Origin of the sequence: Arthrobacter sp. JSM 101049, from assembly GCF_041679245.1 — a bacterium.
GTDB lineage: Bacteria > Actinomycetota > Actinomycetes > Actinomycetales > Micrococcaceae > Arthrobacter_H.
Map to the genome: position 1 here is coordinate 155,679 of NZ_JBGFFC010000002.1, position 26,590 is coordinate 182,268.

Consider the following 26,590-nt stretch of genomic DNA (forward strand, 5'->3'; position numbering starts at 1 on the left):
AAATATGGACCACGTCAACGATAGTCCGTGCCACCGTCATTTCGCGCTTCCCGCGCCGTCCCCGGACCAAGGTCGTCCCGGGCCGAACGCCCGTATGCCGCAGCCCACGACCATCCCCTCAAATGCGTGCGGAGTCTACGCGGTGAGCGAAAGTGCCGCGCCGACGAGATGATTCCCTGCCGATAGCTGGTTGTATTGGGTATACGAGATCTAAGGAGGTCACCATGACAGCAACATCAGTGGCAACACGCGGACTGACCGCGCTCGATCGCTGCGACCGCTGCGGCGCACAGGCATACGTGCGGGCGGTACTTGAGACCTCTGGCGGTGAGCTGCTCTTCTGCGGCCACCATGCACGCGACGTAGAGGCCAAGCTCCGTCCCATGACTGCCGAGTGGCAGGACGAAACCGGCAAGCTTCACGAAAAGCCGGTCTACGCGGACGAGGACTAACCTCCTCGTCCGAGGCTCCTCACCGGACGCCAAGACCAGCTGCCAGCGGGAACCGTGATCCACGGTTCCCGCTGTTTTGCGTTTCAGCCGTGGACTATCGGACTCCGGTGGAGTCGGAGCAAGCGGTCCTGCCCGGCGCGCGCAGGCATCGATATGGACGGACGGCCGGCTCCCGAAGGAGGCGGCCGTCCGTTGTTGGCTGGTCGCCGCCCACCAGCAAGTGGTTGCCTAGTCCAGGCGGTTGGCTTTGAACTGGTTGTGGTCGCGCAAGTACCCGGCGAGGTAGCCGAGGGCACCTGTGAGAACGGCCGGAATGAGAGTCGCCCAGATGTCCATGGTTCTGCCTATTCGTCCCGGGGTCTTCCTCCGGCCTCGTCTTTGAGGTCGCGTCGGATAGAGACCGAGGCAAATCCCACGGTAACAGCGAACGCGGCCCATAAGATGGCATACCAAACCGGGTGAGCGTCGCCGCCAATCAGGGTCATAGATGCCATGACCATGCCCGTGACAGCCAGGGAAGCCGTCAGGCGGTGCTTCAATATCAGTATCACGCCTTAGCCTTCCCTTTGAGTGCCATCACGAGAGCGGCCATGCCGACCAATAGCACGCCCGCCCCGATAAGTGGCTTCACCGGGGGATCGAGCGGCAGGAAGACAACGCCGAGACCCGCAATGACGGCAACGGTGATCATGGTTTCGAATTTCATAGCTCCAGCCTTATGCCGCGGTGCGACAGTTTGGGACGGCGACGTGGCCCGGGTGATGCCGCGCCGTTCGGGCCGCTGAGCTTGGGGCGCTCGGCGAGAGCCATGGTCACTTCATCCTTCTCCTCGGTTGCTTCCGGCTTGGGTTCTGGCCGCACGTAGGTCTTGCCGTCGCGTCCGGTGACGATCGGATCGGGATCGAACTGGGGAGCGTCGGCAGGTGGTACCTCGGGTACCACCTCGCGGCGTGCTTGCGAGTCCTTCACGACGGTCTTGTGGCTGCCCCCGACAATCGGTGCGGCTGCCCGCGTAGACATGCCCTCGGCGCTGAGTACCTTGACCATCTCCTGCCGGTCTCGCGCCAACGACGGAAGGCCCCGACCCTCCAACAACGGGAGGGCCGGGGCCAATTCATGCTGTCATGCCGAACGATGTCGGGCGGCGCCGGCCATGCGACGCCCATGGACACGGGCCCCCGACTCAGGCGGAACACCCAGGGCAATCAGGGCCTTCCAGTGGCTCTGGTAGCCGTCCCTCACATAGCCGGAAGCCTTGGCCCACTCGAGCGCCGCATGGTCCCGCAACGCTCGCGGATGCCCAGACTTTCTAGTCCAGGTAGTCCCGCAGGACCTGCGACCGCGAGGGGTGGCGCAGCTTGGACATCGTTTTGGATTCGATCTGGCGGATGCGTTCGCGGGTCACGCCGTAGACTTTGCCGATTTCGTCTAAAGTCTTCGGCTGGCCATCGGTCAGGCCGAAGCGCATGGCGACGACGCCGGCTTCGCGTTCGGACAACGTATCGAGCACGGAGTGCAATTGCTCCTGCAGCAGCGTGAAGCTCACGGCGTCGGCCGGGACCACGGCTTCGGAGTCCTCGATCAGGTCACCGAACTCCGAGTCGCCATCTTCACCCAAGGGCGTGTGCAGCGAAATGGGTTCACGGCCGTATTTCTGGACCTCGACGACCTTTTCGGGGGTCATGTCGAGTTCCTTGGCCAGCTCGTCGGGCGTCGGCTCGCGCCCGAGGTCCTGGAGCATCTGCCGCTGGACGCGGGCGAGCTTGTTGATGACCTCGACCATGTGGACCGGGATGCGGATGGTCCGCGCCTGGTCGGCCATGGCCCGGGTGATGGCCTGCCGGATCCACCAGGTCGCATACGTGGAGAACTTGAAGCCCTTCGTGTAGTCGAACTTCTCGACGGCACGGATCAGGCCCAGGTTCCCTTCCTGGATCAGGTCCAGGAAGAGCATGCCCCGACCGGTGTAGCGCTTGGCCAGGGAGACCACGAGGCGCAGGTTGGCCTCGAGCAGGTGGTTCTTGGCGATTTTGCCGTCGTGGACGACCTGTTCCAGGTCCCAGCGCAGCCGCTTGGGAAGGTCGTCGCCGGCTTTGAGCTTCTCGGTGGCGTAGAGACCGGCCTCGATCCGCAACGCCAGGTCGACTTCCTGCTCCGCATTGAGCAGCGCGACCTTGCCGATCTGCTTCAGGTAGTCCTTGACGGGGTCCGCCGTGGCACCGGCGACCAGGACCTGCTGCTGCGGGGCATCGTCGTCGTCGCTGGTGATGATGAAGCCGCGCGCTTCGTCCTCCGGGGCCGCCGGATCTGCCGGGGCACCTGACTTCTCGGCATCGGGCTTGGCTGTTCCCTCGCCCTCCTCGTCCTGTTCCGCAACGGGCACCACGTCGTTCGACGAGGTATCGGGTCCGGCCTGGGAGGCCTTCTTCGCCTTGTTGTTGGCACGCGTCTGGGCGGCCTTCTGCTGGGGCGTCAACTCGTCCGTCTCATCGGCTGTATCCACTGCGCCCGCTGCGGAAGCGGGCTTCTTGCCCCGGCTGCTGGTGGCCTTGGAGCTTGATTTGGAAGCTGGCACGAATAACCTTTCTCACGGATCGACCGCGGCGCCACCTGACGGGTAACACCACTATGACCCTGTCAAGTCCGGGTTCCGCCACAAGGCGGATCCGAATGCAGGGTCTAAGGTTCCAACGCCTGCATTCGGCCCATTGTTCCCGGATCCACGCATGGATCCCGGACGAGGCAATTCATAACGCCTCCAACGGACACGGACCCAACCGGGTCTGCGACATCCAGTGTCTCACGTTTCGCGGCCATCGCCGTCATTGGTCACGCCTCAATTCCCTGGGTCCACGCCGTCTCCCGTTGCGTGGCCCACCGCGGGAGCCGCCCGCGCGCCAGGAATGCATCCAGCAGCGAGGCCAGCCGATAGTCCGGATCCTCGGTTCGGCAGGTGGTGATGAGCGCGTGCGCTCCGCTGCTATGCCCCTTGGCCCACTCAATCCACGCGAGGATGCACAGGAGCGCGCAACGGTCCGTGCCGCGGGCCGCGGGCAGTACCCCGCGTCCGACGGTCCACAATCGCTCGAGCGTTGTCCAGTGCGGTGCCCGATCCGAGTTCCCCAGCATGAATTCCCCGAGGTCACGCAGCTGGGCCCCCGATCCGGCATGGCGGAGTTGGCCCACGAGGGCGCTGCGGGCCCCTTCCGTGGAGGCGCCGGCGGCAAAGGGCAGTGCATCCCGGACCATCTGCACATGCAGGGCGGCCAGCAGGGCGCCGGTGTCCGCCGGATTGGCCCGCAACCGGGACAGCAGGTCTTCGGGGTCCTGATCCAGGGCCAGGCACCACCGTTCCAGCCCCCGGATCGTTTCCCGCCACCCGGTCCCCGATGCCTCTTGGGCGTCGACGACCGAACGCACGGCTTCCACGCCCGGCCAGTCCGCACTGGTGGTGCCATCCCAGAGGTCCGCCAGTGGGCTGGACCCTCGGACGACCATTCCCAAGTTGGCCTCGGAAAGGGCCACCGACTCGAGCGGCCGCCCTTCGGCTGGGCAGCACGCCGCTTCCGAACAGAAGTACGACCACCAGCGCTCGCTCCCCACGGCCCAGGCGTCCGGTATGCGGTATCCGCTGCGCTGGAGTTGGGTTGCCACGACGTCGACGAAGCCCTGGTAGGGCAGGCCCGCCCCCGGGCGGGGTGCCGGCTCCGAATAGAGGACCAGGCAGGCACCGTTCGCCTCGGGGGCCGCACGCATGTAGTCCACGAGGTGGCGGGCCAGCCGGCGGGAGGAGGCCAGACCGATGTCGGGAGCGGGCAGGTCCACGCGCAGCGTCGCCTCGAGGGAAGCGTCCCGCATGATCAGCACGACCAGGCTTTCCCGCGGGTGGAAGCCCAGCATGTGTGGCACCAAGGAGATCACCCCCTCGGCATCGGTGACTGATAGTTGACCCTGTGAGCTGTTCATGATCCCACCGTGGACCCGGGGCCGACCGGAAGCGGCCCCTTCCATCAGCTTGTGGATGGCGGCCGTGCGTATCCCCCGGCCCCGGGCCGGTGAGGGGCATGTCGACGCCGCCGGCCCGGCGTTTCAGATACCCGGGCGCCCGTCCCGGCGCCACCGGCGCTCTGCGATGGCCTGGAGAAGGGGCACGACAATCACGCCGCTTTCGGCAAGGTTCGCCCGGGCCTTGCGCCGTGTCGCGATGATCCCCGCCGCGCCGAGGGCCAGCGGAATGAATTGGAACGCCAGTGCCCAGCGGAAGGCGTCGAGGTTGTAGAGCTCGCCGGCTCCCCCACGGGCGGCGAAGTGCAGGTCAAGGATCAATCCGATGAAGTAGACGCTGCCCAGGGCAGCGGTGAATCCCCCGACATTCACGATTCCCGTTGCCGTGCCCGTGATCCGCGGGGCGTTGAACGTCCGGGCGAAGTCGAAACCGATCATCGAGCCGGGACCCCCGACCGCCACCAGGACGATGAGGACCACCAGGACCGGGACCGGTGCCGTCCCCGGCCACGACAGGACGACGGCCCACGCCAGGGCGATCAGGGCGATGATCCCCAGGGCCAGGGTCGATCTTCGCAGGGGATGGCGGGCCACCAGGGCGCCGAAGAAGGGACCGAAGACCAGTGCGACGACGACGAAGATCGTCATCAGCGCCGAGGCCGTCGTCGGCTCAAGGCCCTGCCCCGACACCAGGAACGGAAAACCCCAGGCCAGCAGGAAGACATTGGAGGAGAACTGGAGGCCGAAGTGGGTCCAGAACCCGAGCCGGGTCCCGGGCTCGCGCCAGGCATCGCGCAGGACCGCCCAGGACTTGGGCTGGGGCCCGGCCGGCAGCGGCGGCGTGCCCGCCGGCTGGTCGCGCACGGCAACCAGCGACAGCACGAAGGACACCACGCACAAGGCCGCCAGGGACAGGAACGACGAGGTCCAGCCGGCCCAGTGCAGCAGCGCCACGAACGGCACCAGGCTCAGCAGCTGCCCGAGTTGGCCGACCATGCCGGTGAACTGGGTGAGCATGGGAACCCGGTAGCCCGGGAACCAGGCGGAGATGAGGCGGATCACCGACACGAAGGTCATGGCATCGCCTGCACCGACGAAGAACCGCCCGACCAGCCCGGCCGGAACGGAACCGGCCAAGGCCAGCAGCGCCTGTCCAACGGCCATCAGCACCGCCCCGAAGACGATCAGCCGCCGGGACCCGAATTTGTCGATCAGCAGGCCGACGGGGATTTGCAGCGCCGCGTAGACGACGAGTTGGACGACGCTGAAGGTGGCCAGGATCGACGCGGTTGCGTCGAAACGCTCGGTCGCCTCCAGGCCCGCGACGCCGAAGCTGGTGCGCTGCGTGACGGCCACGAGATACGCGAAGACCCCGATCCCCCACACCCACCAGGCGCGCCCCGATCCGGCCCGTGCCGTGTGGCGGGTCACTGACCACCTTCGTCCGGGCTGCCCTTGGCCGCCTGGGAGGACAGGAACGCCTCGGCCGCCGAGGCCAGGTCCTCGCCGTCGGGCAGGTCCTCATCGAGCGGCAGCAGCAGCGACCGGCGCTCGACCTCCGGGACATGCGCGTCGAACCGCTGCTCGAAGGTGGAGACCATCCGCTGGATGTCCGGGGTCTCTGCCACTTGTTCGGCGATCTGGCCCTCGACCTTGCGTGCGGATTCGCGCAGGCTGTCGGTCGGCAGTCCGAGATTGAGTGCTGCGCCGAGGAATTCCAGGGCGGCAACCGCGGCCTGCGGATATTCCGAATCGGCGAGGTAGTGGGGAATGTGCAGGTCGTATCCGACGACGTCGCGCCCGTCCTTGTCGAGGCGCATCTCCAGCAGATGCGTGGCGGCCGCCGGGATCTCGGCGCTCGGATTCCAGGTCGAGATCCCCTCGCCGAGGTCCGGCCGGTTGCCATGGACCGTGACACCGATGCGGCGCGTGTGGGGAACAGGCAAGGGGGCGGCCCCGATGCCGGCGGTCAGGCGGATATTCAGCCCCCGGGCCAACAGCACGACGGCGGCGACGAAGCGTTCCCATTGCAGGTCGGGTTCCGAGCCGGTGAGGAAGAGGAAATCCTTGCCGAGGCCGTCCGTGAGGCGGTACAACTCGATCGCGGGAGCAACATACTCGGCGAAATGGTCCCCCGCCAGGGAGACGCGCGGCCGCCGTTCGCGGTAGTTCACCAGCTGGTCGACATCGAAGACCGCGACGACTTCCGAGTCCAGGTTGCCAAGCAGTTCGCGGCGGATCTGTTGGCTCACGTGTCCGGCGTCGGCATGGCCGGTCAGGGACACGAGCATTCCGAGACCCTGGAGACGCTCATCATCGATGACCTCTTCGTTGAGCCTGACCAGGGACAGGGGATCGAGCATGATGTCTCCTTCCAGGGACTCGGGGCATGCACCGTGGGGTTCAACACTGACGCGGCCGGAATGCTTCCCGGCGCCTGTGCCAGTCTATCGGTTGGCCCCCGGGCTTCCCGGGACCCGTGCGGCCCAGGACACATTGCTGGGCGCTACGATCGAGGGGAACGTAACATTCCCGTCGATTCGCCAACCGCGGCCCCACCCGAAGGCCGCATTAAGGAACTGATCCGTGATCAACGCCAGCGAACTGAAGCTGACTGCCGTCTCGCCCGACGCACGACGGGTGGCGGCCGGTGCCGTCGTCGTCGCCGTCGCCCAGGCCAAGCAGGGACCGCGCCTGCTGGACTCGCCACTGCCCAAGGCCGAGTCAGCAGCACTCCAGGATTCCTTGTCGTCGCTCGGGGTCACGGGCGCCGCCGACGAAGTGGTCCGGCTTCCGGCCACCGATTCGCTCAAGGCAGGCGTCCTGGTGCTCACCGGCGTCGGCAAGATCAGCGGCGAGACGCCCGATGCGGAAACCCTGCGCCGCGCCGCCGGTTCGGCCGCCCGCCAGGTCACCGGCATCGCCAAGATCGTCTTTGCGCTGCCTGCGCCCACCGTCGACCTGGCCGCAGCCGTCGCCGAAGGTGTCGCACTGGGTGCCTACTCCTTCTCCAACCATCGTTCCAAGGCCCCGGAGAAGGGCCCACTCGTCGAAGGGGTCATCGCCACGGCCGCTTCGACCCACCAGGCGTTGCCGGCCGCGTTGCGCCGGGCCGCAGTGGTCGGCCGGGCCGTCCGCAGCGTCCGCGACCTGGTCAACACCGCGCCGAACGACCTCTTCCCCGAATCCTTCGCCAACGAAGTCCGCACGGTGGCCAAGCCACTCCCCGTCAAGGTGACCGTCTACGACGAGAAGCGCCTGGAAAAGGACGGATACGGCGGTTTGATGGGCGTCGGCAAGGGCTCGTCCCGGCCACCACGCCTGGTGAAACTGGAATACACACCCGCCAAGGCCTCCCAGCACCTCGCACTGGTGGGCAAGGGCATCACCTTCGACACCGGCGGCATCTCGCTCAAGCCGCCGGCAAACATGCACCACATGAAGTCCGACATGGCCGGCGCGGCCACCGTGTTGGGGACGATCTCGGCCATCGCCGAGCTGGGGCTTCCGGTGCGTACCACCGCCTGGCTCTGTCTGGCCGAGAACATGCCCGGGGGAAACGCCGCACGTCCCGGCGATGTCTTCACCATGTTTGGCGGCAAGACCGTTGAAATCCTGAACACCGACGCCGAGGGCCGGCTCGTGATGGCCGACGGGCTGGTCGCGGCCAGCGCCGAAAAGCCCGATGTCGTCATCGACATCGCGACCCTCACCGGGGCCCAGATGGTGGCGCTCGGGCGTCGGACCAGCGGAATCATGGGCGACGACGGCGTCCGCGATGCTTTGGTCGAGGCGGCAACCCTGTCCGGCGAGACGGCGTGGGGCATGCCTTTGCCCGAAGAGCTGCGGCCTGCACTCGATTCGACCGTGGCCGATCTGGCCAATGCCGGGGACCGGAACGGGGGGATGATGACTGCCGCCGTCTTCCTGCAGGAGTTCGTCGGCGAGGTGGACGGCCAGAAGATCCCCTGGGGACACATCGACATCGCGGGTCCCGCCTTCAACGACGTCGCCCCCTACGCCTACGTGCCCAAAAACGGCACCGGAGCCGGTCTGCGCACCTTGCTGGCATTCGCCGAACGGCTGGCCGCAAAGTAGTTCCCGGCCGCCGCCCGTGAAACTGGTCACCACGCCCGGCTCCGCCGGTCACGGCGTGTGGAGGATGGGCCCGGGACCACGCTAAGGTGAACGGTGAAAGAACAGTAGGCAGTGCCTGCCCGGCCGACCCGTCGATCAGGCAAAACACAAGGAATGAGCCCCCGCAGCACGGGGGCCCGATCTCACTCGCGAGGGAGCGTTAACGTGGCCGATTCGGCAACAACGCAAGAATTCGATGTACTCATCCTTGGTGGCGGCAGCGCCGGCTATTCGGCCGCACTGCGCGCCGTCCAGCTCGGCTTCACTGTCGGGCTCGTGGAGAAGGCCAAGCTCGGCGGCACGTGCCTGCACACCGGCTGCATCCCGACCAAGGCGTACCTGCACTCTGCAGAACTGGCCGAAAACGCCCGTGAAGGCGCCAAGTACGGCATCAACACCACCCTAGAGTCGATCGACATGGGTGCGGTGCGCAAGTACAAGGACGGCGTCGTCGCCGGCAAGTACAAGGGCCTGTCCGGGCTGCTGAAGATGAAGAAGGTCAATGTCATCGAGGGCAACGGACGCCTGGTCTCCCAGGACACGATCGATGTCGATGGCGTCGCCTACAAGGGCAAGAACATCATCCTGGCCACGGGCTCGACCTCGAAGACCATGGGCCTGGAGATCGGCGGCCGCGTGCTGACGAGCACTGAGGCGCTCAACATGGATTCCATCCCGAAGAGCGCCATCGTCCTCGGCGGCGGCGTCATCGGCGTCGAGTTCGCCTCCGTCTGGAAGTCCTTCGGCGTCGAGGTCACCATCGTGGAGGGCCTGCCGTCGCTGGTCCCGAACGAGGACCCCTCGATCATCAAGAACCTCGAGCGTGCCTTCAAGAAGCGCGGCATCAAGTTCAACACCGGCGTCTTCTTCGAGAAGGTCGAGCAGGACGAGAACTCCGCCAAGGTCACCCTCGCCGACGGCAAGGTCCTCGAGGCCGACATCGTCCTCGTCGCGGTCGGCCGCGGCCCGGTCACCGAGGGCCTGGGCTTCGAGGAACAGGGCATCACGGTGGACCGCGGTTTCGTGATCACCGACGAGCGCCAGCACACCGGCGTCGGCAACATCTACGCCATCGGCGACATCGTCCCGGGCGTGCAGTTGGCCCACCGCGGCTACCAGCACGGCATCTTCGTGGCCGAGGAGATCGCCGGGCAGAACCCGGTGGTCGTCGAGGACATCAACATCCCGAAGGTCACCTTCTGCGAGCCGGAGATCGCCTCCGTCGGCTACTCCGAGCCCAAGGCCAAGGAGAAGTTCGGCGAGGACCAGGTCGAGATCCAGGAGTACAACCTGGCCGGCAACGGCAAGTCCTCCATCCTGGGCACGTCCGGCATCATCAAGATGGTGCGCGTGAAGAACGGCCCGATCGTGGGCGTCCACGGCATCGGCGGCCGCATCGGGGAGCAGATCGGCGAGGCCCAGCTCATCGTGAACTGGGAGGCCTACCCCGAGGATGTCGCCCAGCTGGTGCACGCGCACCCGACCCAGAACGAGTCCCTGGGCGAAACGGCATTGGCCCTGGCGGGCAAGCCGCTTCACGGTTAACCGGCTCGGGCGTCCACGCTGACCGGGCTTCCCGGAGCCCGGTCAGCGTGGACTAAGCTCGAACCAAGCCGAACACCGGCCGCTCCGCTCTCGTAGCCGGCCGTCCAAGTCAAGACATATAGCTTTAGGAGAACGGGGACACCATGTCTGAAACCGTGAACTTGCCCGCCCTCGGTGAAAGCGTCACCGAAGGCACCGTGACGCGCTGGCTCAAGCAGGTCGGCGACAGCGTCGAGGTAGACGAGCCGCTGCTCGAGGTCTCCACCGACAAGGTCGACACCGAGATCCCCTCCCCCATTGCCGGGGTCATCGAGGAGATCCTCGTGCCCGAGGACGAGACCGCCGACGTCGGAGCGCCGCTGGTGCGCATCGGCGACGGCTCGGGATCGGGCTCGTCCGACGAGGCCCCTGCCGAGGACTCCGAACCAGCCGAGGCACCTGCCGAGGATTCGGCGCCGGCCTCCGAAGCGCCCGCGCAGGAGCAGGAGGAGGCCCCCGCCCAGTCCGGCGGCTCGGACGACTCCGGCGAACGGGCCGACGTCACCCTGCCCGCATTGGGCGAAAGCGTCACCGAAGGCACCGTCACCCGCTGGCTCAAGCAGGTCGGCGACAGCGTCGAGGTCGACGAGCCGCTGCTCGAGGTCTCCACCGACAAGGTCGACACCGAGATCCCCTCGCCCGTTGCCGGCACGCTGCTGGAAATCAAGGTCAATGAGGACGAAACGGCCGAGGTCGGCTCCGTCCTGGCCGTCGTCGGTTCGGGTTCGGCCCCCACCCAGGAAGCCCCCAAGGAAGAGGCTCCGAAGCAGGAGGAGGCACCCAAGGAGGAAGCCCCGAAGCAGGAGGCGCCCAAGGAGGAAGCTCCCAAGCAGGAGGCACCCAAGGAGGAAGCCCCCAAGCAGGAAGCCGCGAAGCAGGAAGCCGCCCCGGCCGCTTCCACTCCGGCTCCGGCTGCGGGCAACGACGGCTACGTCACTCCGCTGGTACGCCGCCTGGCATCGCAGAACGACATCGACCTCTCGACGGTCTCCGGCACCGGCGTGGGCGGGCGCATCCGCAAGCAGGACGTCCTCGACGCGGTGGAGGCAAAGAAGGCCTCGGCACCTGCCCCGGCAGCAGCCCAGGGTTCGGCACCCCAGGCACCGGCCGCCGTCGTGCCGTCCTCCCTGCGCGGGAAGACGGAGAAGGCCCCGCGAATCCGCCAGGTTATCGCCCGCCGCATGCGCGAGTCGCTGGACGTTTCCACGCAGCTGACCCAGGTGCACGAGGTCGACATGACCCGCGTCGCGAAGCTGCGCACCGCCGCCAAGGACCAGTTCCAGGCCGTCAACGGCACCAAGCTGACGTTCCTGCCGTTCATCGCCAAGGCCGTGGCCGAGGCATTGAAGCAGCACCCGAAGCTGAACGCCGAGTACGACGAGGACAAGCAGGAGATCACCTACCACGATGCAGAGCACCTGGCGATCGCGGTGGACACCGAGAAGGGCCTGCTCGTTCCGGTCATCGCCAACGCCGGCGACCTGAACCTGGCCGGGGTGGCGGGCAAGATCGCCGACGTCGCCAAGCGCACCCGGGACAACAAGATCGGCCCCGACGAGCTCTCCGGCGGCACGTTCTCGATCACGAACATCGGCTCCGTTGGCGCCCTGTTCGACACGCCGATCATCAACCAGCCGCAGGTCGCCATCCTGGGCACCGGGGCGATCGTCAAGCGCCCGATGGTCGTCACCGGGCCGGACGGCGATGACACCATCGCCATCCGCCACATGATGTACCTGTCGCTGACCTACGACCACCGCCTGGTCGATGGCGCCGACGCCGGCCGCTTCCTGCAGACGCTGCGCAAGCGCCTGGAGGAGGGCGCCTTCGAGGCCGACCTCGGCCTCTAGGCATCCCGGCCGCCCGGGCGGCCATGGCACTGCACGACGACGGCTGGTGGCTTCCGAACGGAAGCCACCAGCCGTCGTCGTGCACTGGACCCACAGCGGTTTCGACAGGCCGTCGAAGTCGGCCCTAGACTGGGCCCATGGACATCCTCTTCACCTTGCTCATCTTCCTGCACATCCTCGGTGCGGCCGCGATCTTCGGCGGCTGGCTCGCCTCCTTCAAGAACCCGACCGTGGGGCTGTGGCAGTGGATCGGCGCGATCACCCAGGTCGTCACCGGGATCATTATGTTCGGCCTGCTGGAAATGGGCGACGGCGAACCCAACCGGATCAAGCTGGGCATCAAGCTGATCATCGGGCTGGGCATCCTCGTCGCCGCCTGGATCGGGCGCAAGAAGGTCAAGAACAGCGACGAGGTCCCCACCGGCATCGCACATGCCGTCGGCGGCCTGGCCCTGGTCAACATCGCCATCGCCGTCCTCTGGGTCTGACCCGCACCCTTCGCACGACCCCCGTGGACCTACCAGTTCCAGCGGGGGTCGTCGTGTGTCCGGGGTCATCGGCTTGCCACCCCGGCGGCGGGCCATAGGATGGGAGATGGCGTCCGGAACCGGGCGTCCAGCCCAGATGTGGAGGAGTCACCATGGCTACAACCCGTTCAGCCCGCACCGTTTGGAACGGCGACCTTTTCACCGGCAACGGTCAGACCACCTTCGAAACGTCCGGCATCGGCACCTACGACATCACCTGGAAGGCCCGCGCCGAACAGGCCGAGGGCAAGACCAGCCCCGAGGAGCTCATCGCCGCTGCCCACGCCTCGTGCTACTCGATGGCCCTGAGCAACACGTTGAAGGAGGCCGGCTTCGCCCCGGAGTCACTCGAGACCACGGCCGAGGTCGACTTCGACACGACCAACGGACCGCTGATCTCCGAGATCCGCCTGGTCCTCAAGGCCACCGTGCCGGGCATCGACGAGGCAGCCTTCCAGGAGGCCGCCCAGGGCGCCAAGGAGGGCTGCCCGGTCTCCAAGGCGCTGGCCTCGGTACCGAGCATCACCCTGGACGCCACACTGGTCAGCTAGCAGCAGCCCGCGGCCTGGCCGCACAACGCGCACAGGGCGCCGGAACCGTGGAGGTTCCGGCGCCCTGTGCGTTGTTGGGGGCGTCTCAGTGCCCGGTGGCCGCCTGGGGCCGTTCCGGCAGGGGGCCCGGACGGCGCGACGGGTACCCGGCGCGTTCCGGGGGCAGCTGCGTCGGGATCTCGCGCAACATCTCCTTGAGCACTGCCACGGCCTGCTCCAGTTGGGGATCCTGTCCGGCCAGGTAGGCATGCGGCGGATACGGGACCTCGATGTCGGGGTCCACTCCCCGGTTCTCCACACCCCAGCCGACTCCCCCGGTGAACCAGGTGGCGTAGCGCGGTTGCGTGACCTGGGTCCCGTCGACGAGGTCGAACTGCCCGTCGATGCCGATCACCCCGCCCCAGGTGCGGACGCCGACCACGGGCCCGATCCCCCGCAGCTTGCTGACCTGGGTGATGATGTCGCCGTCGGATCCGGCCCACTCGTCGGTGAGGATGACCACCGGGCCCCGCGTGGCACTGGCCGGGTAGGTCCACGGTTCCATCTCACGGGCCACGGACCAGGCCGTCACCTTGCGGGAGATGACCTCGGCGACGAGCTGGGAGGTGTGCCCACCCCGGTTGCGGCGCACGTCGATGAGCAACGCGTCCCGCGAGGCCTCCTGGTCCAGGTCCCGGAACAGTTGTGCCCACCCCAGCGGCATCATGTCGGGGATGTGCAGGTAGCCGAACGTCCCCTCCGATGCCTCACGGACCTCGCGCCGGTTCCGCTCGACCCACTGGTGGTAGCGCAGGCGCTGGTCGTCTCGTACGGGAACCGCCCCGACACGGCGGACCGATCCGGGGGCCGGGGACTGCTCGCCATCACGCACGGTCAACTCGACGGTCTTCCCCGCGGCCCCCTGGAGAAGCCGGGCGGGCCCGGAGTCCGGGACGGGTATCCCGTCGACCGCCAGCAGCGTGTCCCCGGCGCGGACGCCGACACCGGGTGCCGCGAGGGGCGAATAGGCCTGTGGGTCGGAGGACTCCCCGGCCAGGACGTCGGCGATCCGCCATTGCCCGTCCACGAACTCGAGGTCCGCGCCGAGCAGGCCCTGCCGCTCGCCGTCCGTCGAGGGCATCGGCGTCACGTAGGCGTGGGAAGTGCCCAATTCGCCATGCAGCTCCCACAGCAGGTCCACGAGGTCGTCGTGCCCGCCGAGGCCGTCCACGAGGGGACGGTAGGTTTCGGCGATCGCGTCCCAGTCCTGACCCGCCATGTCCTCGACCCAGTAGAAGTCGCGTTGGAGGCGCCAGGCTTCGTCGAAGGCCTGCGCCCAGACGGCCGGCGGGTCCAGCCGCACCCGGATCCGCCCGAGGTCGACGTCCTGGGCATCCGGCGAGTCCTTCTCCGCGGGCCTGTCGGTGGGAACGGCCCGCACGGTGCCGTCGTTGACCGCCACGAGGCGCTTGCCGTCGCCGCTGACCGCGAAGGACTCGGCCGCCTCGAGCAGGATCGAGGTCTGCTGGGTTTCATGGTCGAACCGCTCCAGGTGCTTCGCCTCGGCAGCCGCGTCGGGTGCGCGGCCGTCGCCCGTCACCCCGGTGGAGACGTCGGACAGCCACAGCAGCCCGCCGGCGACGGCGACCAGCGATTCGTAGCGTCCCTGCGGAACCGGGGCGGCGAACAGGCGCGATGGCAGTCCCTCGGACACGACCGTGGTCTGCGGTGCCGGGGCATCGCCGCCGCTGGTCCCGGTTGGCTGCCCGCCGGCAGGATCGATCGTTGGGACCGTAGATGTCGTCTCGCCGGACGCGGCCTCGCCGGTGGTCCCCTGCCCGTAGACCCCGGGCCCGTACAGCGAGGGGGTGCGGTCGTCCAGCGCGATCAGGAAGGGCTTCGTCGATGCGGGGAACGACAGGTCGAAGCCGTGCGTGTCGTACAGCGGGTCGAAGCTCCGATCGGACAAGAAGGCCAGGTACTTCCCGTCGGGGGTGAACGACGGCGCATGGTCGCGGAACCGGCCGTCCGTCGCCTCGATCGGGGCTTCCGCGGGATCCTGAGTGGAGACGAGCAGGATCCGGCTGCGGTCCCCGAAGGCCGTTACCGGTTCGGCGAAGGCCAGCCACCGGCCATCGGGGGAAAAGGCGACCCGTTGCACGGCGCCGTGGCCGCCTTCGCTGACGTGGTGCCAGCTGCCGGTGGCGGTTTCCAGCAGGAACGTGTGGCCGGTTTCCGCGGCGACGGCGAGCCAGGCACCGTCGGCGCTGGCCGCCAGGGTCCGCACCCGGTGCCCGGCGGGAAGCCGGAAGCTGCGAGCCTCCGGGGCGGGTGTTTCCCCGCTGGTGCCTTCGACCGGGTCCGACGACGGCTCCTCCCGCGAGTTGTCCGCGTCCGTCGACATGATGGGGGTTTCGTGCGGGATGCCACCCGACGGGTCGCTGGTGGCCAGTCCTGCAGCGCTGACGGGCTGCGGGAGCTCGAGGCCGTCGTCCGCTGCCGCCTCGCCTCGGGCTGGCGTTGCCATAGTGCGGTCCGGACCGGCTGCGCCGTCCCGCGACGTTCCGGGCGCCGCGGCAGGATGGCCGGGTGCCTGCGGGTCGAGGTCCTTGATATGGATGGCCTCGCGACCGTCGTCATCGGCGGCGAAGGCATACCGGTCCCGCCCGAGGGGGATGCCGAGCCGGGCGCGGACTCCGGGCGCCGTCTCGAGGGCGCGGGCCGGTCCGCGGCGGTGGACCAGCAGGTGCAGGGTCCCGTGGCTTTCGATGATGCTGGCGTTGCCGTCGTGGTCCGGGATCGCACCGGCCAGGTGCCGGGAGACATCGAGGGCGACCGGTTGACGGGCGTGTCCGGCGGAGCCGAGGGTGATGTCCAGCCGGCGGGCTTCGCTGTCCAGCCCGTCGAGCATCCACAATTCACCCGCCGACTCGTAGACGAGGCGCTGCCCGTCGGAGGCCAGATGGCGTGCATAGTACCGATCGTGGTCGGTGTGGCGTTTCAGGTCCCCGCCGCTGGCGTCGACGGAGTAGACGTTGCCATACCCCTCGTGGTCGGACAGGAAGGCAATGCGCCGGCCGATCCACACGGGATCGCACAAGTTGCCCTCGAGCTCGGGGACCAGCCGTTCGAAGTTTCCGCCGCCGTCGTTGTCGATCCAGAGTTTGCCTGCGGTGCCTCCGCGGTAGCGCTTCCACCATGCCGGTTCCCGGCTCAGCGCGCTGCCGACGACCAGGGGCCGTTCATCGCCGACCACCGGACCCCACGCGAGCGAATCGACCGGGCCGTAGTCCAGCCGGTGGGCTGGCGAGCCATCCAGCGGCACGGCGTGTGCCCACGTCAACCGGGAGTCTCCCTGTCCCCGGGAGGTCACCGCAACGATGTCCCCCTCCGGGGTAAAGCCGCGGTTGCGCGTCGACGGATGGCCCCAGTGCGTTAGTTGGCGGTATCCTCCGCCGTCCACGGATGCCGCCACGACTTCCTGGACGCCGCCGCTGGCGATCGTCCAGATGACGGAGCGTCCATCCGCGCTGAACCGCGGGTTGCGGGCCGGGAGCCCCTGCGCGGAGAGACGCCACGCGCGGCCTCCATCAAGGGGTGCCAGCCACACGTCGTCTTCGGCGACGAAGGTGATGAGCTGGTCGGTGACATGGGGGTATCGAAGATAGCTGGTCGGACTCATCGTCCGATCCTATCGAGATGCGGTGGTCTCGTCACCGGCCACGCCTCGTGACCTCGTTCCGGCTTTTTCCCCGCTGTCGAAGACCCCGGAGATCAGCCAGCCGCCGTCGTGGCGGGAGAGCCGCAGCACCAGGTGCTGGACTTCCGGCTCCTCGATGCTGTCCACCGTTGCCCCATCTGCACCCACGATCCGGTAGGGACTGATGGTGCTGGTCACCGCGACTTCGGCCGTGTCCCGTGTGCTTCCTTCCCGGAGGCTCGCCTCCGAAAGCCGGGTGGTCAGTCCCGCATAGTGCAGCCCCTTCGAACGCAATTGGCTCGCGGTGGCCAGATCGGGCCCCAGCGAGGCACCCTGGTCCGCGTGGACCCGGCGCAAGGCCCGTGGGTCCGCCGCCGACAGGGCCAGGTCGCGCCGGGCGGTGAGGATCTCGACGGCCCGGAGCGGATCCTTCGGGACGTCTTCGCGGAAGGCGGCCTCCTGAAGCACGGTTCCGCCCGGCCCCCCGGCTTTGGTGGTGGGGGCCGTTGGCCCTGGCCCCGGTGGCGTTCCGCTGGGATCCTGGGCGGGCCGCGAGGCATGGGGGGCGGGAACGGCGGCCGGCGTCGCCGGCGGTTCCGCGGAGGGAAGCAGCGAGCCGGCCCCGAGGGCTGCCACGACAGCGGCGACCGCCGCGGCGATCCACACGACGGGAACGCCCCGGCGCCGTTGGCCGCTGCCGTCCCCCTTCCGTGGGGCGCGGACCCCGCGGAGGGAATCCAGCCATGGGGCCGCACCCCGCGGGCGGGGCTGTCGACTGGGCCTGGCCCGGTTTTCCCGACGCCGGAGGATCGCGGCACCGTTCCCCCGCAACCACCGCGTCGAAGGCGCGGCGCTGGCGGCCGGATCCGCGACGACATGCGTGACCATTTGTCCCAGCGCCTCGGGACGAACGGCATCGCGCAGGTTGACCGGTTGCGGCTTGGCCACCTCGAAGATCTGCCGGCTGAAATCGGCAGCGGTGGGACGCAGGTCCTCGTCGTCCGCCAACGCGTCCTCCAGCAATTCCACAAGCTGGCTCGGCACGCGGCCCAACAGGCTGGACAAGGGAGGCCGCTGGTGGGTCGGACCGGCTATGCGGCCCGTGACCATGTACCAGGCCAAGGCGGCGAGGGAATAGACGTCACGGGCCGGCCGCAGCCTCTTTCCCCGGCTGTCGTCGGACTCGGGGGTGGGTGCCCGGAATCCCGGCGTCCCCGATTCCGACTGCCGGCCACCGACCAGCACGGCCAGGCCCAGGTCCGCCAGCTTGGGCATTCCGGCGGCGGTGAACAGGATGTTCCCGGGCGCGACGTCCCCATGGACCCCGCCATGGTCATGCAGATAGGCAAGGGCCGAGGCGATGGGGGCAATAACGGTCACGGCCTCCCCCAGCGACACGGGTCCGCGCGCTGCAATGAGATCGGCCACGGATCCCCCGGGAAGGTACTCCATCAGGATGGCCTCACCGCAGTCCGTGTGGACGGTTCCGATCAGCTCGACGATGTGCTGGTGTCGCATGGACGCCAGGGCGGTGACCTCCGCCGTCGTTCCCTCGGCCCAGCCGCTTCCCGCTGTCGGGACCTTCAGCGCAGCCCTGCCGCCATCCCCACGATTGCGGACGACGTAGACGGTCCCGGATCCGCCGCTGCCGATTTCGCGTTCAATGGCCCAGTCCACGAGCTCGGGGACCTTCGCCTGTGCCTTCGCCGCATCCATGTTCCAGTTCTAACGCGTTTCCGGTCCGCCTGCAGAAGTTGTCCACAGCCCGGGGTTCTTCATGCAATTCGAACCTGCAGACGCCGACGAGTAGCGTTGGGGCCATGACCATCTCCTTCCAGCGGCTGGGCTTTGCCCCGGACTACGTTGACTACCAGGAGGCCTGGGACCTGCAGCGCCGCATCCACGACGACGTGGCTGCCGGCACGCACGGCCCGGAAGTCCTCCTGCTCGAACATGCGGCGGTCTACACGGCCGGCAAGCGCACCGAACCCCAGGACCTTCCCGTGGATGGAACCCCGGTGGTCGACGTGGACCGCGGCGGCAAGATCACCTGGCACGGACCGGGGCAGCTGGTGGGGTACCCCATCGTCGAGCTGGCGAACCACGCCGGCATCCGCGACTACGTGCACCGCCTTGAGGAGATGCTGATCAACGTCGTCGCCAACTACGGCATCTCCGCCGAACGCGTCCGCGGGCGTGCAGGAGTCTGGGTGCTGGGACGCGACGGTGCCCAGGACCGCAAGATCGCCGCCATCGGCATCCGCGTCGACCATGGCGTGACGATGCACGGCTTCGCACTGAACTGCGACAATGACGATGCCGCGTTCTCCCGGATCATCCCCTGTGGGATCGCCGACGCCTCCACCACCAGCATCACCGAGGAATCCGGGCAAACCGTTCGGCCCGTCGACGTGCTCGACCGGGTCCAGCAGGAACTGTCGCGCCTGCTCCAGCCCGCCATCAAGAATCCCAATCCCCCGACCGTCGATGAAGGAGCCCTACTGTGAGCCTCGCCCCCGAAGGACGCCGCATGTTGCGCATCGAACAGCGCAACTCGGCTACCCCCGTGGAACGCAAGCCCGAGTGGATCAAGGCCAAGGTCGAGATCGGCCCGGAATACGTCGAGCTCAAGAAGCTGGTGAAGGACAAGGGACTGAACACCGTCTGCGAGGAGGCGGGCTGCCCCAACATCTTCGAATGCTGGGAAGACCGCGAGGCCACGTTCCTCATCGGTGGTTCCGAATGCACGCGCCGTTGCGACTTCTGCCAGATCGATACCGGCAAGCCCCAGGCGATCGACCGCGCAGAGCCGTTCAAGGTCGCCCAGTCCGTGAAGCAGATGGGATTGCGCTACGCCACGGTGACGGGGGTGGCCCGCGACGACCTCGAGGACGAGGGCACCTGGCTCTATGCCGAAACCGTCCGCCGGATCCACCAGTTCAACCCCTCCACCGGGGTCGAGCTGCTGATCCCTGATTTCTCCGGCAAGAAGGAATTCCTGGACGAGATCTGTGCCTCCGCGCCGGAGGTGTACGCGCACAACATCGAGACGGTTCCGCGGTTGTTCAAGTCCATCCGCCCGGCGTTCCGTTACGAGCGTTCCCTGGACGTCATCAGGCAGGGCCGCGACAACGGCATGATCACCAAGTCGAACCTGATCCTCGGGATGGGCGAGACGCTCGAGGAGGTCTCCGAGGCCATGCGCGACCTGCACGAGGCCGGCTGCGACCTCTTGACCATCACCCAGTACCTGCGGCCCACCGAACGCCACCACCCCGTGGAGCGCTGGGTCAAGCCCCAGGAGTTCGTCGACCTGCAGAAGGAGGCCGAGGAGATCGGTTTCCTGGGCGTCATGTCGGGGCCCCTGGTGCGTTCGTCCTACCGTGCCGGTCGGCTCTGGGCGGGTGCGATGCGCAAGAAGGGCCTGCAGATCCCCGCGGAGCTGGCGCACATCGAAAGCTCGGGCACCACCAAGCAGGAGGCCTCCACCCTCCTGGCTGCCCACTAGCCGTCCGCGCATCGCGTAGAATTGAACCACTATGGCCAAGACCTCTAATTCACCCTCAAACGATGACGCCAAGCCCAAGCGCTCCTTGTTCTCGCGTAAGCCCAAGGCCGATAAGGCGACCAAGGAACCAGGCCGGCTGAAGCAGCTCGGCCAGGTCTTCCAGATGACCCGGCGCAACGATCCCAACGCCGTGTGGTGGATGGTCCTGGCCTTCCTCGGCATCGTTGCCCTCGGCCTGGTCATCGGCCTGCTGATCGACAACTGGGTCACGACGCTGCTGGTCTCCATCCCCCTGGGACTGCTGGCTGCCCTGTTGATCCTCTCCCGGCGAGCCGAACGAGCCGCTTTCAAGCAGCTGGAAGGCAAGCCCGGTGCAGCCGGCGCAGCCATGTCCGTGTTGCGCCGTGGCTGGATCCTCACCGAGCAGCCGGTCGCCGTCAGCCCCCGCACCCAAGATCTGGTTTTCCGCGGCATCGGACGTCCCGGTGTCGTCCTCGTGACCGAGGGTCCCACGCATCGCGTGCGCCCGCTCGTTGATTCCGAGCGCCGCCGGATGAGCCGTGTCTTGCCGAACGTCCCGATCCATGTCATCTACGCCGGCTCGGCCGAGGGGCAGACCGCGTTGGGAGATGTCGCCAAGCAGATGAAGAAGCTCCCCAAGGCGATCAACAAGCAGGAGGTCCACGCCGTGGATCTGCGGTTGTCGACCCTGGGTAGCGCCAAGCTTCCAATCCCCAAGGGCATCGACCCGAACAAGGCCCGGCCGGACCGCCGCGCCATGCGCGGCCGCTAGGCCACCTGAATGAAAGTGCCGGTTCCTCGTTCGAGGAACCGGCACTTTTCATCTGGGGAGCTGCCCCGCGTGGAGCGCGGATTTCCCGCTGTCGTGCGGCCAGCCCCGACGTTGCCGTGCCTGGCTGCCCAGCCGATTATCAGATACGGACGAGGATCGCCTTGATCGCCCGGTCGTGCAGTCCCCGCTGGTCGGGGTCCGTCACGAGCGGGGGAACCACCAGGCACAACAGGAGTCCGCGGACCAGCCCCTGCAGCGGACGAATGGCGGATCCGTCCATGCCCTGGACCTGCATGCCCAGGATCCGGTGTCCAATGGAATGTCCGGTCACGCCGACGAAGAGGATCTGCATGGCGGCAAAGAATGTCAGGTTGGCCAACGAGCTGCCGTGGAAGAAGATCAGCGAGGGGATCATGGCCAGGAACCAGTCGATGCACAGGGCAGCGGCCCTTCGGCCGATGCGTGCCACCGACCCTGGTCCCGACTCGGGACGGCCGAGCCGCTGGCCCGGCCAGGCCTCCGGGTTCAGTTGCGGCGGGCCCTCGAGCCAGGAGCTGACGTCTTTTCTTTCCACTTGACCAGCTTACCGTGGCGGCGTGGCGGAAGGCCCGGCGTCGTGCCCGGGACCACAGGCTCAGGGCAACGGCTGGCCGGCGCTGCGCATCCGCCGGGTCGCGGCTATCCGGGGCCCCTGGTTCCGGCCAATTTGTGGCCCTCTGTAACGTGGCTGAAACAGACGCGTGACGGTCGGGAAACCAGAATTCGCTAGGGTAGAGGCAACAGCGAGGGGCCGACACGTGCAAAAGCCGCGTGCTTCCCTGGCCTGAGCAAACCTCATAGGAGCAGTAGCAGATGTTCAAGAACCCGGACGAAGTCCTCAAGTACATTGCCGACGAAGACGTAAAGTTCGTCGACATCCGATTCACGGACCTTCCGGGGGTGCAGCAGCACTTCAACGTCCCGGCCAAGACGGTCGACGCGGACTTCTTCGTCAACGGGCAGCTCTTCGACGCATCGTCGATCAAGGGGTTCCAGGGCATCGCCGACTCCGACATGCAGTTGATCCCCGACGTCACCTCCGGCTTCGTCGATCCGTTCCGTGTCGAGAAGACGCTCGCGTTCAACTTCTCGATCGTGAACCCGCGCACCGGCGATCCCTACCACCGCGATCCGCGGGGCGTCGCCGAGCGGGCCGAGGCCTACCTGGCTTCCACCGGCATCGCCGATACCGCGTTCTTCGCCCCCGAGGCCGAGTTCTTCATCTTCGACAACATGCAGTGGGAGTCGAAGCCGCAGGGCTCCTTCTACAAGATCGATTCCATCGAGGCGCCGTGGAACACCGGCAAGAAGGAAGAGGGCGGGAACCAAGCGTACAAGACGCCGTTCAAGGGCGGCTACTTCCCGGTCTCCCCCACCGACAAGCAGGCTGACCTGCGCGACGCCATCTGCCTGGAACTCGAAGCAGCCGGCTTGGAGGTCGAGCGCTCCCACCATGAGGTGGGCGCGCCGGGGCAGGCCGAGATCAACTACAAGTTCAACACGCTGACCCACTCTGCCGATGACATCCTGAAGTTCAAGTACATCGTCAAGAACCTTGCCGATGCCTGGGGCAAGTCCGCCACCTTCATGCCGAAGCCCATCTTCGGCGACAACGGGTCGGGCATGCACTGCCACCAGTCGCTGTGGACCGATGGGGAGCCGCTGTTCTACGACGAGAAGGGCTACGCCGGTCTCTCGGACATCGCCCGCTGGTACATCGGCGGCCTGCTCAAGCACGCTTCGGCGGTCCTGGCCTTCACCAACCCGACGGTGAACTCCTATAAGCGCCTGGTGAAGGGCTTCGAGGCACCGGTCAACATGGTGTACTCGCAAGGCAACCGCTCGGCCGGCATCCGCATCCCGATCACCGGCTCAAATCCCAAGGCCAAGCGCATCGAATTCCGCGCCCCCGATGCCTCGGGTAACCCATACCTCGCCTTCGCGGCGCAGCTGATGGCCGGCCTGGACGGCATCCGCAACCGCATCGAGCCGGCGGACCCGATCGACAAGGACCTCTACGAGCTCCCGGCCGAAGAAGCCAAGGACATCCAGGTGGCCCCCGGCTCCCTGGAGGAAGCCCTCTCGGCCTTGGAGGAGGACTACGAGTTCCTGCTGGCCGGAGACGTGTTCACCGAGGACCTGATCCGCACGTGGATCGATTTCAAGCGCGAGAACGAGATCAAGCCGCTGTCCCTGCGACCGAACCCCTACGAGTTCGAGCTGTACTACGGCTGCTAGCTAGATCCCGCGGCTGACTCGGGTTTAGTCCGCACAGAGTCCGCACGGGCTGCCAACACTTCGGTGACGGCGGCACGTGCGGACTCTTCTGTGTCCGGGAACTTGTGGGCCGTGCTTCCCTGGAACGTGTCTCCTCCGTGGAGGTAGCAACGACTACTCGAGCCGGGGGCATCGCGGAGACGGGCGCTAGAGCGTCCGCGGATGGCTGCCGGAGGCCATCGGCGCGGGGGGCTGACGACCGCGACCCGGAGGGCCGCGAAAGCGAACAGGCGACGAGTGTCCACCGGGCGGCACACGCCGATTTCCGACCTGTAACGATTATCCGCAGGGGCGGCTTCAGGTGTCGGACTGTCTGCGCCGCCTCCTAGACTCGATGAATGCCAATGGGGGGAATCATGAAGAAAGTAGCACTTGCGGCTGTGTTCGCCATCGCTCTCAGTGCCTCGGGGTGCGCCAGTGGTGCGTCCGGGGCTCGGGAGGCCGTGCCGGCGACCGACGCTTTGGCGGCGGGTAGTCCCGGCTTCGACATGGAGCAAGAAATCGCCTACGCGGCGATGAACCGTTGGTTGAGCAACGAGGGCGCGCACAGCGTGGAGGGCTTCGTCTTCCCCTTCAACCTCATAACACGCGTTGAAGGGCCCGCACGCGGAACCATCGTCCTGTACGTGGATAACGCCCTGGAAGACAACCTCGAAGGTATTCTCGACTATGTCCCCGAAGACGACCTGCACTCGATTGCCGCCGTCATGCTATCGGCCATCCATGCGGACTTCCCCGACATCGTGACTATCACCGCCAGCACCGAGGACCGACAGCACACGGCCACCGTCTTCGCCAGCAGGCCCGGCGTGATCGCCAGCTAGATGGCCCGAAAGGGAATCCTGAAGGAACCGGCACGTGCCGCCGTTGACTTCCACCCAGGCGTTGGCCCGTGCAGCGATGCTAGAAGGGCGGATCTTCCAACGGGGCCTGGCCGCTGTCCGGCTCGGGGGCATTCTCCTGGTCGTCCGGCCTGCGGATGGCAGGTGGTCCGTATGCACCAGCATTGCGCTTCAGACGGCGCTTCCGATTGGCCTTGGCATGTTTCGTTCGGGCGTAGCGGCCGTGCTCGGGATTCTCGCTGGAGGGATCGGGGACATCTTCGATCCTTCCCCAATGGCGCATTTGCAATGCCTCGTAATGCCGGTATTCGATCTTCTCGTCGGTGACGTCATGGTCCGGCCGTGGAGCATCGGGGTGGCGAGCGTCGGGGTCCAGGCCTTCGCCTTGCTGCTCCTGTTCCTCCGATTGCATGTGGTCCAGGATCTCGGCCTCGGAAATGTTCTCCAGTGCCCGTTCCACGGGCCGATCTGCCGCGTCCGGGTCTCCGTCAGCCAGCATCTGAGCGCTCCAGGCATCATATTCGGCCTCTGTCATCCCCGGGTCGTCATCGTCGTCCTCGTCCTGGGAGGTCGGCTGAACCGGGTGGTAGTACTGGGGCTCCACATCGGGTATGGCAGCGTCTGGATCCGCCGGCGGCGCGGGCAATTTGCGCGGCCCGGGTGCGTCCTGCCTGGTGCTGGCTTGCCCAGGATCGGCTACGGCCCAGGGGGCGGCCGGATAGGACACCCGTTGGGTGCCGAACAGGCTGGTGACCAGAATGGTCCCGCCGGATCGTTGTTCGACCTCGATCAGGCCCAAGGACTTTAGCCGGTGGCAGCGTCGACATCCGAAATGAATGTTCCCGATGTCCGTGCCGCCGCCGTCTTGCCATTCATCTGTATGGTCAACGTCGCAGGTGCGGGCGGGTCCGGTGCAGCCGGGCGTGGTGCAGCAGGCATCCCTGAACTGCAGGATGGCACGTTGCGCGCGGGTGGGCCGATACCGTGTTTGGCCGAACTCCACGATGGCGCCGGTCACCGGATCGGTGATGACCCGCCACCACGTCCGGGCTGCGGCCATCAGGCGTGTTGCGGATATCTGGTCAATGGGTCCACCGCCGAGCAACGACGGCACCGCTGCGCCGGGTTCCAGTTCCCCCACCGACAGGCCTCCCGGCGCCGTCAACGTGGTTGCGATCGGCGCTTGCCCGCCGGTGGCAGCGTCGGCGCCGTCGTTGGAGCGGGAGGACTCGCCGTCGACCGGAGTACCGTCGGCGGCCACGGGTCCGCCCGGCGTACCCGGAAACAGGGTGGACGGGACCGTGACGAAGACTTCCGCGTTGACCGACTCGAGGCCCTGGCCGCGTGGACCGTTCAGCACGGTGTCGATCAAGACATCCGCACGCAACTGGTCCATCGTGCGCTGCTCGTTCGGGTTGTCTGCCGGCGTCCCGGGTGCTGCGTCGTTGCCGGCCTCACGGGCGGCCTGGGCGACAGCCGCGGCGGAATCCGGATCCGCCTTCAAGAGGCGGGCCATTCCATCGATCTTCGAGTAGATCGCGTGGCAACTTGCCGTCGGCAGGTAGCCCGACAGCCAGGCCATTCCATCGGAGGCCTCGTCCACCGTGATCCGGCGGTCCCGCAATGCGGTGCGGGACCGCTTGGTGAAGGACAGGCCGTAGTACTTCTCCAGCACCTGCTGGCCCCGCGAGCGCAGCTGCGACGGGGACTTCCCCGGGGCGATGGCGAGCATGTCGGCCCCGAAATCGCGCCGATCAACCCGCGCCTGGGCTGCACGGGCGGCGACTTCGCGCTCCCACTCCTCCCGGACTGATGCGTCCGCGTCCCGTGGCGGCAACGCCGGGGTTTCCGGAACGATGTGTCGGGTGTGTTCGAGAATCCGCTGGACATGACTGGCGCCGATACGCCCCAGCGTCAAGGCCTCGAGGACCTCCGGGGTATCGGACACGAGCGTGTCCGCCTGACCCAACAGACGGTGGGCTTGGCCTTGGGAGAGGCTGGCGACCAAGGCGATCTCCATGGCCGCGCTGTCAGCGGCCGCAAAGGATGCCATCCTGCCGGTGCGCACGGAGATCTGCATTCCCGGGTGGTCCTCCAGCGCTTCCAACCAGGGCGGAACCGCGTGCTGGGCCTCGTCGTGGAGCATGGCTGCTGCGCGGTACTTCTCCGACTCGGCAAACCTGACCAGTGCCTCCGCCGCCTTCAGGCGCGTGGAGCCGTCCACCATGGGACCGGCCATGCGGGTGAGTTCCCACCCGTTGACCGTCAAGGACTCCGCTACCTCTTCCATATCCCCACTCTGCCAGCCGCCTCCGATGATTTGGCGCCAGCGAACTATGCCTGGAA

General features: G+C 67.4%; 21 protein-coding genes. 11 read left to right on the top strand and 10 right to left on the bottom strand.

From position 1 onward, the window contains the following. The first annotated feature begins 224 nt into the window (after positions 1-224). Positions 225-452: a hypothetical protein gene (locus AB8M85_RS05875; RefSeq protein ID WP_372697849.1), complete on the top strand. Its 228-nt coding sequence runs from the start codon at positions 225-227 to the stop codon at positions 450-452. Positions 453-999: 547 nt separating this feature from the next. Here the strand turns inward: AB8M85_RS05875 and AB8M85_RS05880 are convergent. The 6 genes from AB8M85_RS05880 to AB8M85_RS05905 form a co-directional block, all read right to left on the bottom strand. After that, positions 1,000-1,158, bottom strand: a complete 159-nt coding sequence (locus AB8M85_RS05880; protein ID WP_372697850.1) for a hypothetical protein — start codon at positions 1,156-1,158, stop codon at positions 1,000-1,002. Then, positions 1,155-1,499 carry a hypothetical protein gene (locus tag AB8M85_RS05885; protein ID WP_372697851.1) on the bottom strand — a complete coding sequence of 115 codons (345 nt, stop codon included), beginning with the start codon at positions 1,497-1,499 and terminating at the stop codon, positions 1,155-1,157. The genes AB8M85_RS05880 and AB8M85_RS05885 overlap by 4 nt, the downstream gene beginning before the upstream one ends. A gap of 262 nt (positions 1,500-1,761) precedes the next feature. After that, a complete protein-coding gene (locus AB8M85_RS05890; protein WP_372697852.1) occupies positions 1,762-3,027 on the bottom strand; it encodes an RNA polymerase sigma factor in 1,266 nt (421 codons plus the stop codon). Between the two features lie 254 nt (positions 3,028-3,281). Continuing rightward, positions 3,282-4,418, bottom strand: coding sequence for a DUF4192 domain-containing protein (locus tag AB8M85_RS05895; RefSeq protein WP_372697853.1), 1,137 nt, complete (start codon positions 4,416-4,418; stop codon positions 3,282-3,284). Between the two features lie 123 nt (positions 4,419-4,541). Next, on the bottom strand, positions 4,542-5,888 hold the full coding sequence (locus AB8M85_RS05900) for a nitrate/nitrite transporter (protein ID WP_372697854.1): 1,347 nt from the start codon (positions 5,886-5,888) through the stop codon (positions 4,542-4,544). Then, the gene (locus AB8M85_RS05905; RefSeq protein ID WP_372697855.1) at positions 5,885-6,820 is read right to left on the bottom strand and encodes a proteasome assembly chaperone family protein; all 936 of its coding nucleotides are present in this window, start codon (positions 6,818-6,820) and stop codon (positions 5,885-5,887) included. Before AB8M85_RS05905 ends, AB8M85_RS05900 begins: the two co-directional genes overlap by 4 nt. 223 nt (positions 6,821-7,043) lie before the next feature. Between AB8M85_RS05905 and AB8M85_RS05910 the strand changes: the two genes are divergently transcribed. The 5 genes from AB8M85_RS05910 (at position 7,044) to AB8M85_RS05930 (ending at position 13,106) form a co-directional block, all read left to right on the top strand. Further along, on the top strand, positions 7,044-8,555 hold the full coding sequence (locus AB8M85_RS05910) for a leucyl aminopeptidase (protein ID WP_372697856.1): 1,512 nt from the start codon (positions 7,044-7,046) through the stop codon (positions 8,553-8,555). Between the two features lie 204 nt (positions 8,556-8,759). After that, positions 8,760-10,139, top strand: a complete 1,380-nt coding sequence (lpdA, locus tag AB8M85_RS05915; protein ID WP_372697857.1) for a dihydrolipoyl dehydrogenase — start codon at positions 8,760-8,762, stop codon at positions 10,137-10,139. A 143-nt stretch (positions 10,140-10,282) separates the two neighbouring features. After that, positions 10,283-12,028 (top strand): 2-oxoglutarate dehydrogenase, E2 component, dihydrolipoamide succinyltransferase, encoded by a 1,746-nt coding sequence (gene sucB, locus AB8M85_RS05920; protein WP_372697858.1) that lies wholly within the window; start codon positions 10,283-10,285, stop codon positions 12,026-12,028. A 137-nt stretch (positions 12,029-12,165) separates the two neighbouring features. After that, positions 12,166-12,516 (top strand): hypothetical protein, encoded by a 351-nt coding sequence (locus AB8M85_RS05925; RefSeq protein ID WP_372697859.1) that lies wholly within the window; start codon positions 12,166-12,168, stop codon positions 12,514-12,516. Between the two features lie 152 nt (positions 12,517-12,668). After that, the gene (locus AB8M85_RS05930) at positions 12,669-13,106 is read left to right on the top strand and encodes an OsmC family protein (RefSeq protein WP_372697860.1); all 438 of its coding nucleotides are present in this window, start codon (positions 12,669-12,671) and stop codon (positions 13,104-13,106) included. An 85-nt stretch (positions 13,107-13,191) separates the two neighbouring features. Here AB8M85_RS05930 and AB8M85_RS05935 read toward each other — a convergent pair whose 3' ends face one another. Both AB8M85_RS05935 and AB8M85_RS05940 read right to left on the bottom strand, forming a co-directional pair. After that, on the bottom strand, positions 13,192-16,767 hold the full coding sequence (locus tag AB8M85_RS05935) for a PDZ domain-containing protein (RefSeq protein ID WP_372697861.1): 3,576 nt from the start codon (positions 16,765-16,767) through the stop codon (positions 13,192-13,194). Positions 16,768-16,776: 9 nt separating this feature from the next. Then, positions 16,777-18,501, bottom strand: a complete 1,725-nt coding sequence (locus AB8M85_RS05940; protein ID WP_372697862.1) for a serine/threonine-protein kinase — start codon at positions 18,499-18,501, stop codon at positions 16,777-16,779. Positions 18,502-18,605: 104 nt separating this feature from the next. On the opposite strand from AB8M85_RS05940, the gene lipB reads away from it, so the two are divergent. Genes lipB through AB8M85_RS05955 form a run of 3 tightly spaced genes read left to right on the top strand, consistent with a single transcriptional unit; the run spans position 18,606 to position 21,086 of the window. Beyond that, positions 18,606-19,292 carry a lipoyl(octanoyl) transferase LipB gene (gene lipB / locus AB8M85_RS05945; protein ID WP_372697863.1) on the top strand — a complete coding sequence of 229 codons (687 nt, stop codon included), beginning with the start codon at positions 18,606-18,608 and terminating at the stop codon, positions 19,290-19,292. Continuing rightward, positions 19,289-20,293 carry a lipoyl synthase gene (lipA, locus tag AB8M85_RS05950; protein ID WP_372697864.1) on the top strand — a complete coding sequence of 335 codons (1,005 nt, stop codon included), beginning with the start codon at positions 19,289-19,291 and terminating at the stop codon, positions 20,291-20,293. Before lipB ends, lipA begins: the two co-directional genes overlap by 4 nt. A 31-nt stretch (positions 20,294-20,324) precedes the next feature. Continuing rightward, a complete protein-coding gene (locus tag AB8M85_RS05955) occupies positions 20,325-21,086 on the top strand; it encodes a DUF4191 domain-containing protein (RefSeq protein ID WP_372697865.1) in 762 nt (253 codons plus the stop codon). Positions 21,087-21,225: 139 nt separating this feature from the next. On the opposite strand, the gene AB8M85_RS05960 is transcribed toward AB8M85_RS05955, so the two are convergent. Beyond that, on the bottom strand, positions 21,226-21,660 hold the full coding sequence (locus AB8M85_RS05960) for an RDD family protein (RefSeq protein WP_372697866.1): 435 nt from the start codon (positions 21,658-21,660) through the stop codon (positions 21,226-21,228). A 278-nt stretch (positions 21,661-21,938) separates the two neighbouring features. On the opposite strand from AB8M85_RS05960, the gene glnA reads away from it, so the two are divergent. Next, a complete protein-coding gene (gene glnA / locus AB8M85_RS05965; protein ID WP_372697867.1) occupies positions 21,939-23,363 on the top strand; it encodes a type I glutamate--ammonia ligase in 1,425 nt (474 codons plus the stop codon). A gap of 395 nt (positions 23,364-23,758) precedes the next feature. Then, positions 23,759-24,226, top strand: coding sequence for a hypothetical protein (locus AB8M85_RS05970; protein ID WP_372697868.1), 468 nt, complete (start codon positions 23,759-23,761; stop codon positions 24,224-24,226). A gap of 79 nt (positions 24,227-24,305) precedes the next feature. Here the strand turns inward: AB8M85_RS05970 and AB8M85_RS05975 are convergent, their stop codons facing one another. After that, a complete protein-coding gene (locus tag AB8M85_RS05975) occupies positions 24,306-26,534 on the bottom strand; it encodes a DUF222 domain-containing protein (protein ID WP_372697869.1) in 2,229 nt (742 codons plus the stop codon). Between the last annotated feature and the right edge of the window lie 56 nt (positions 26,535-26,590).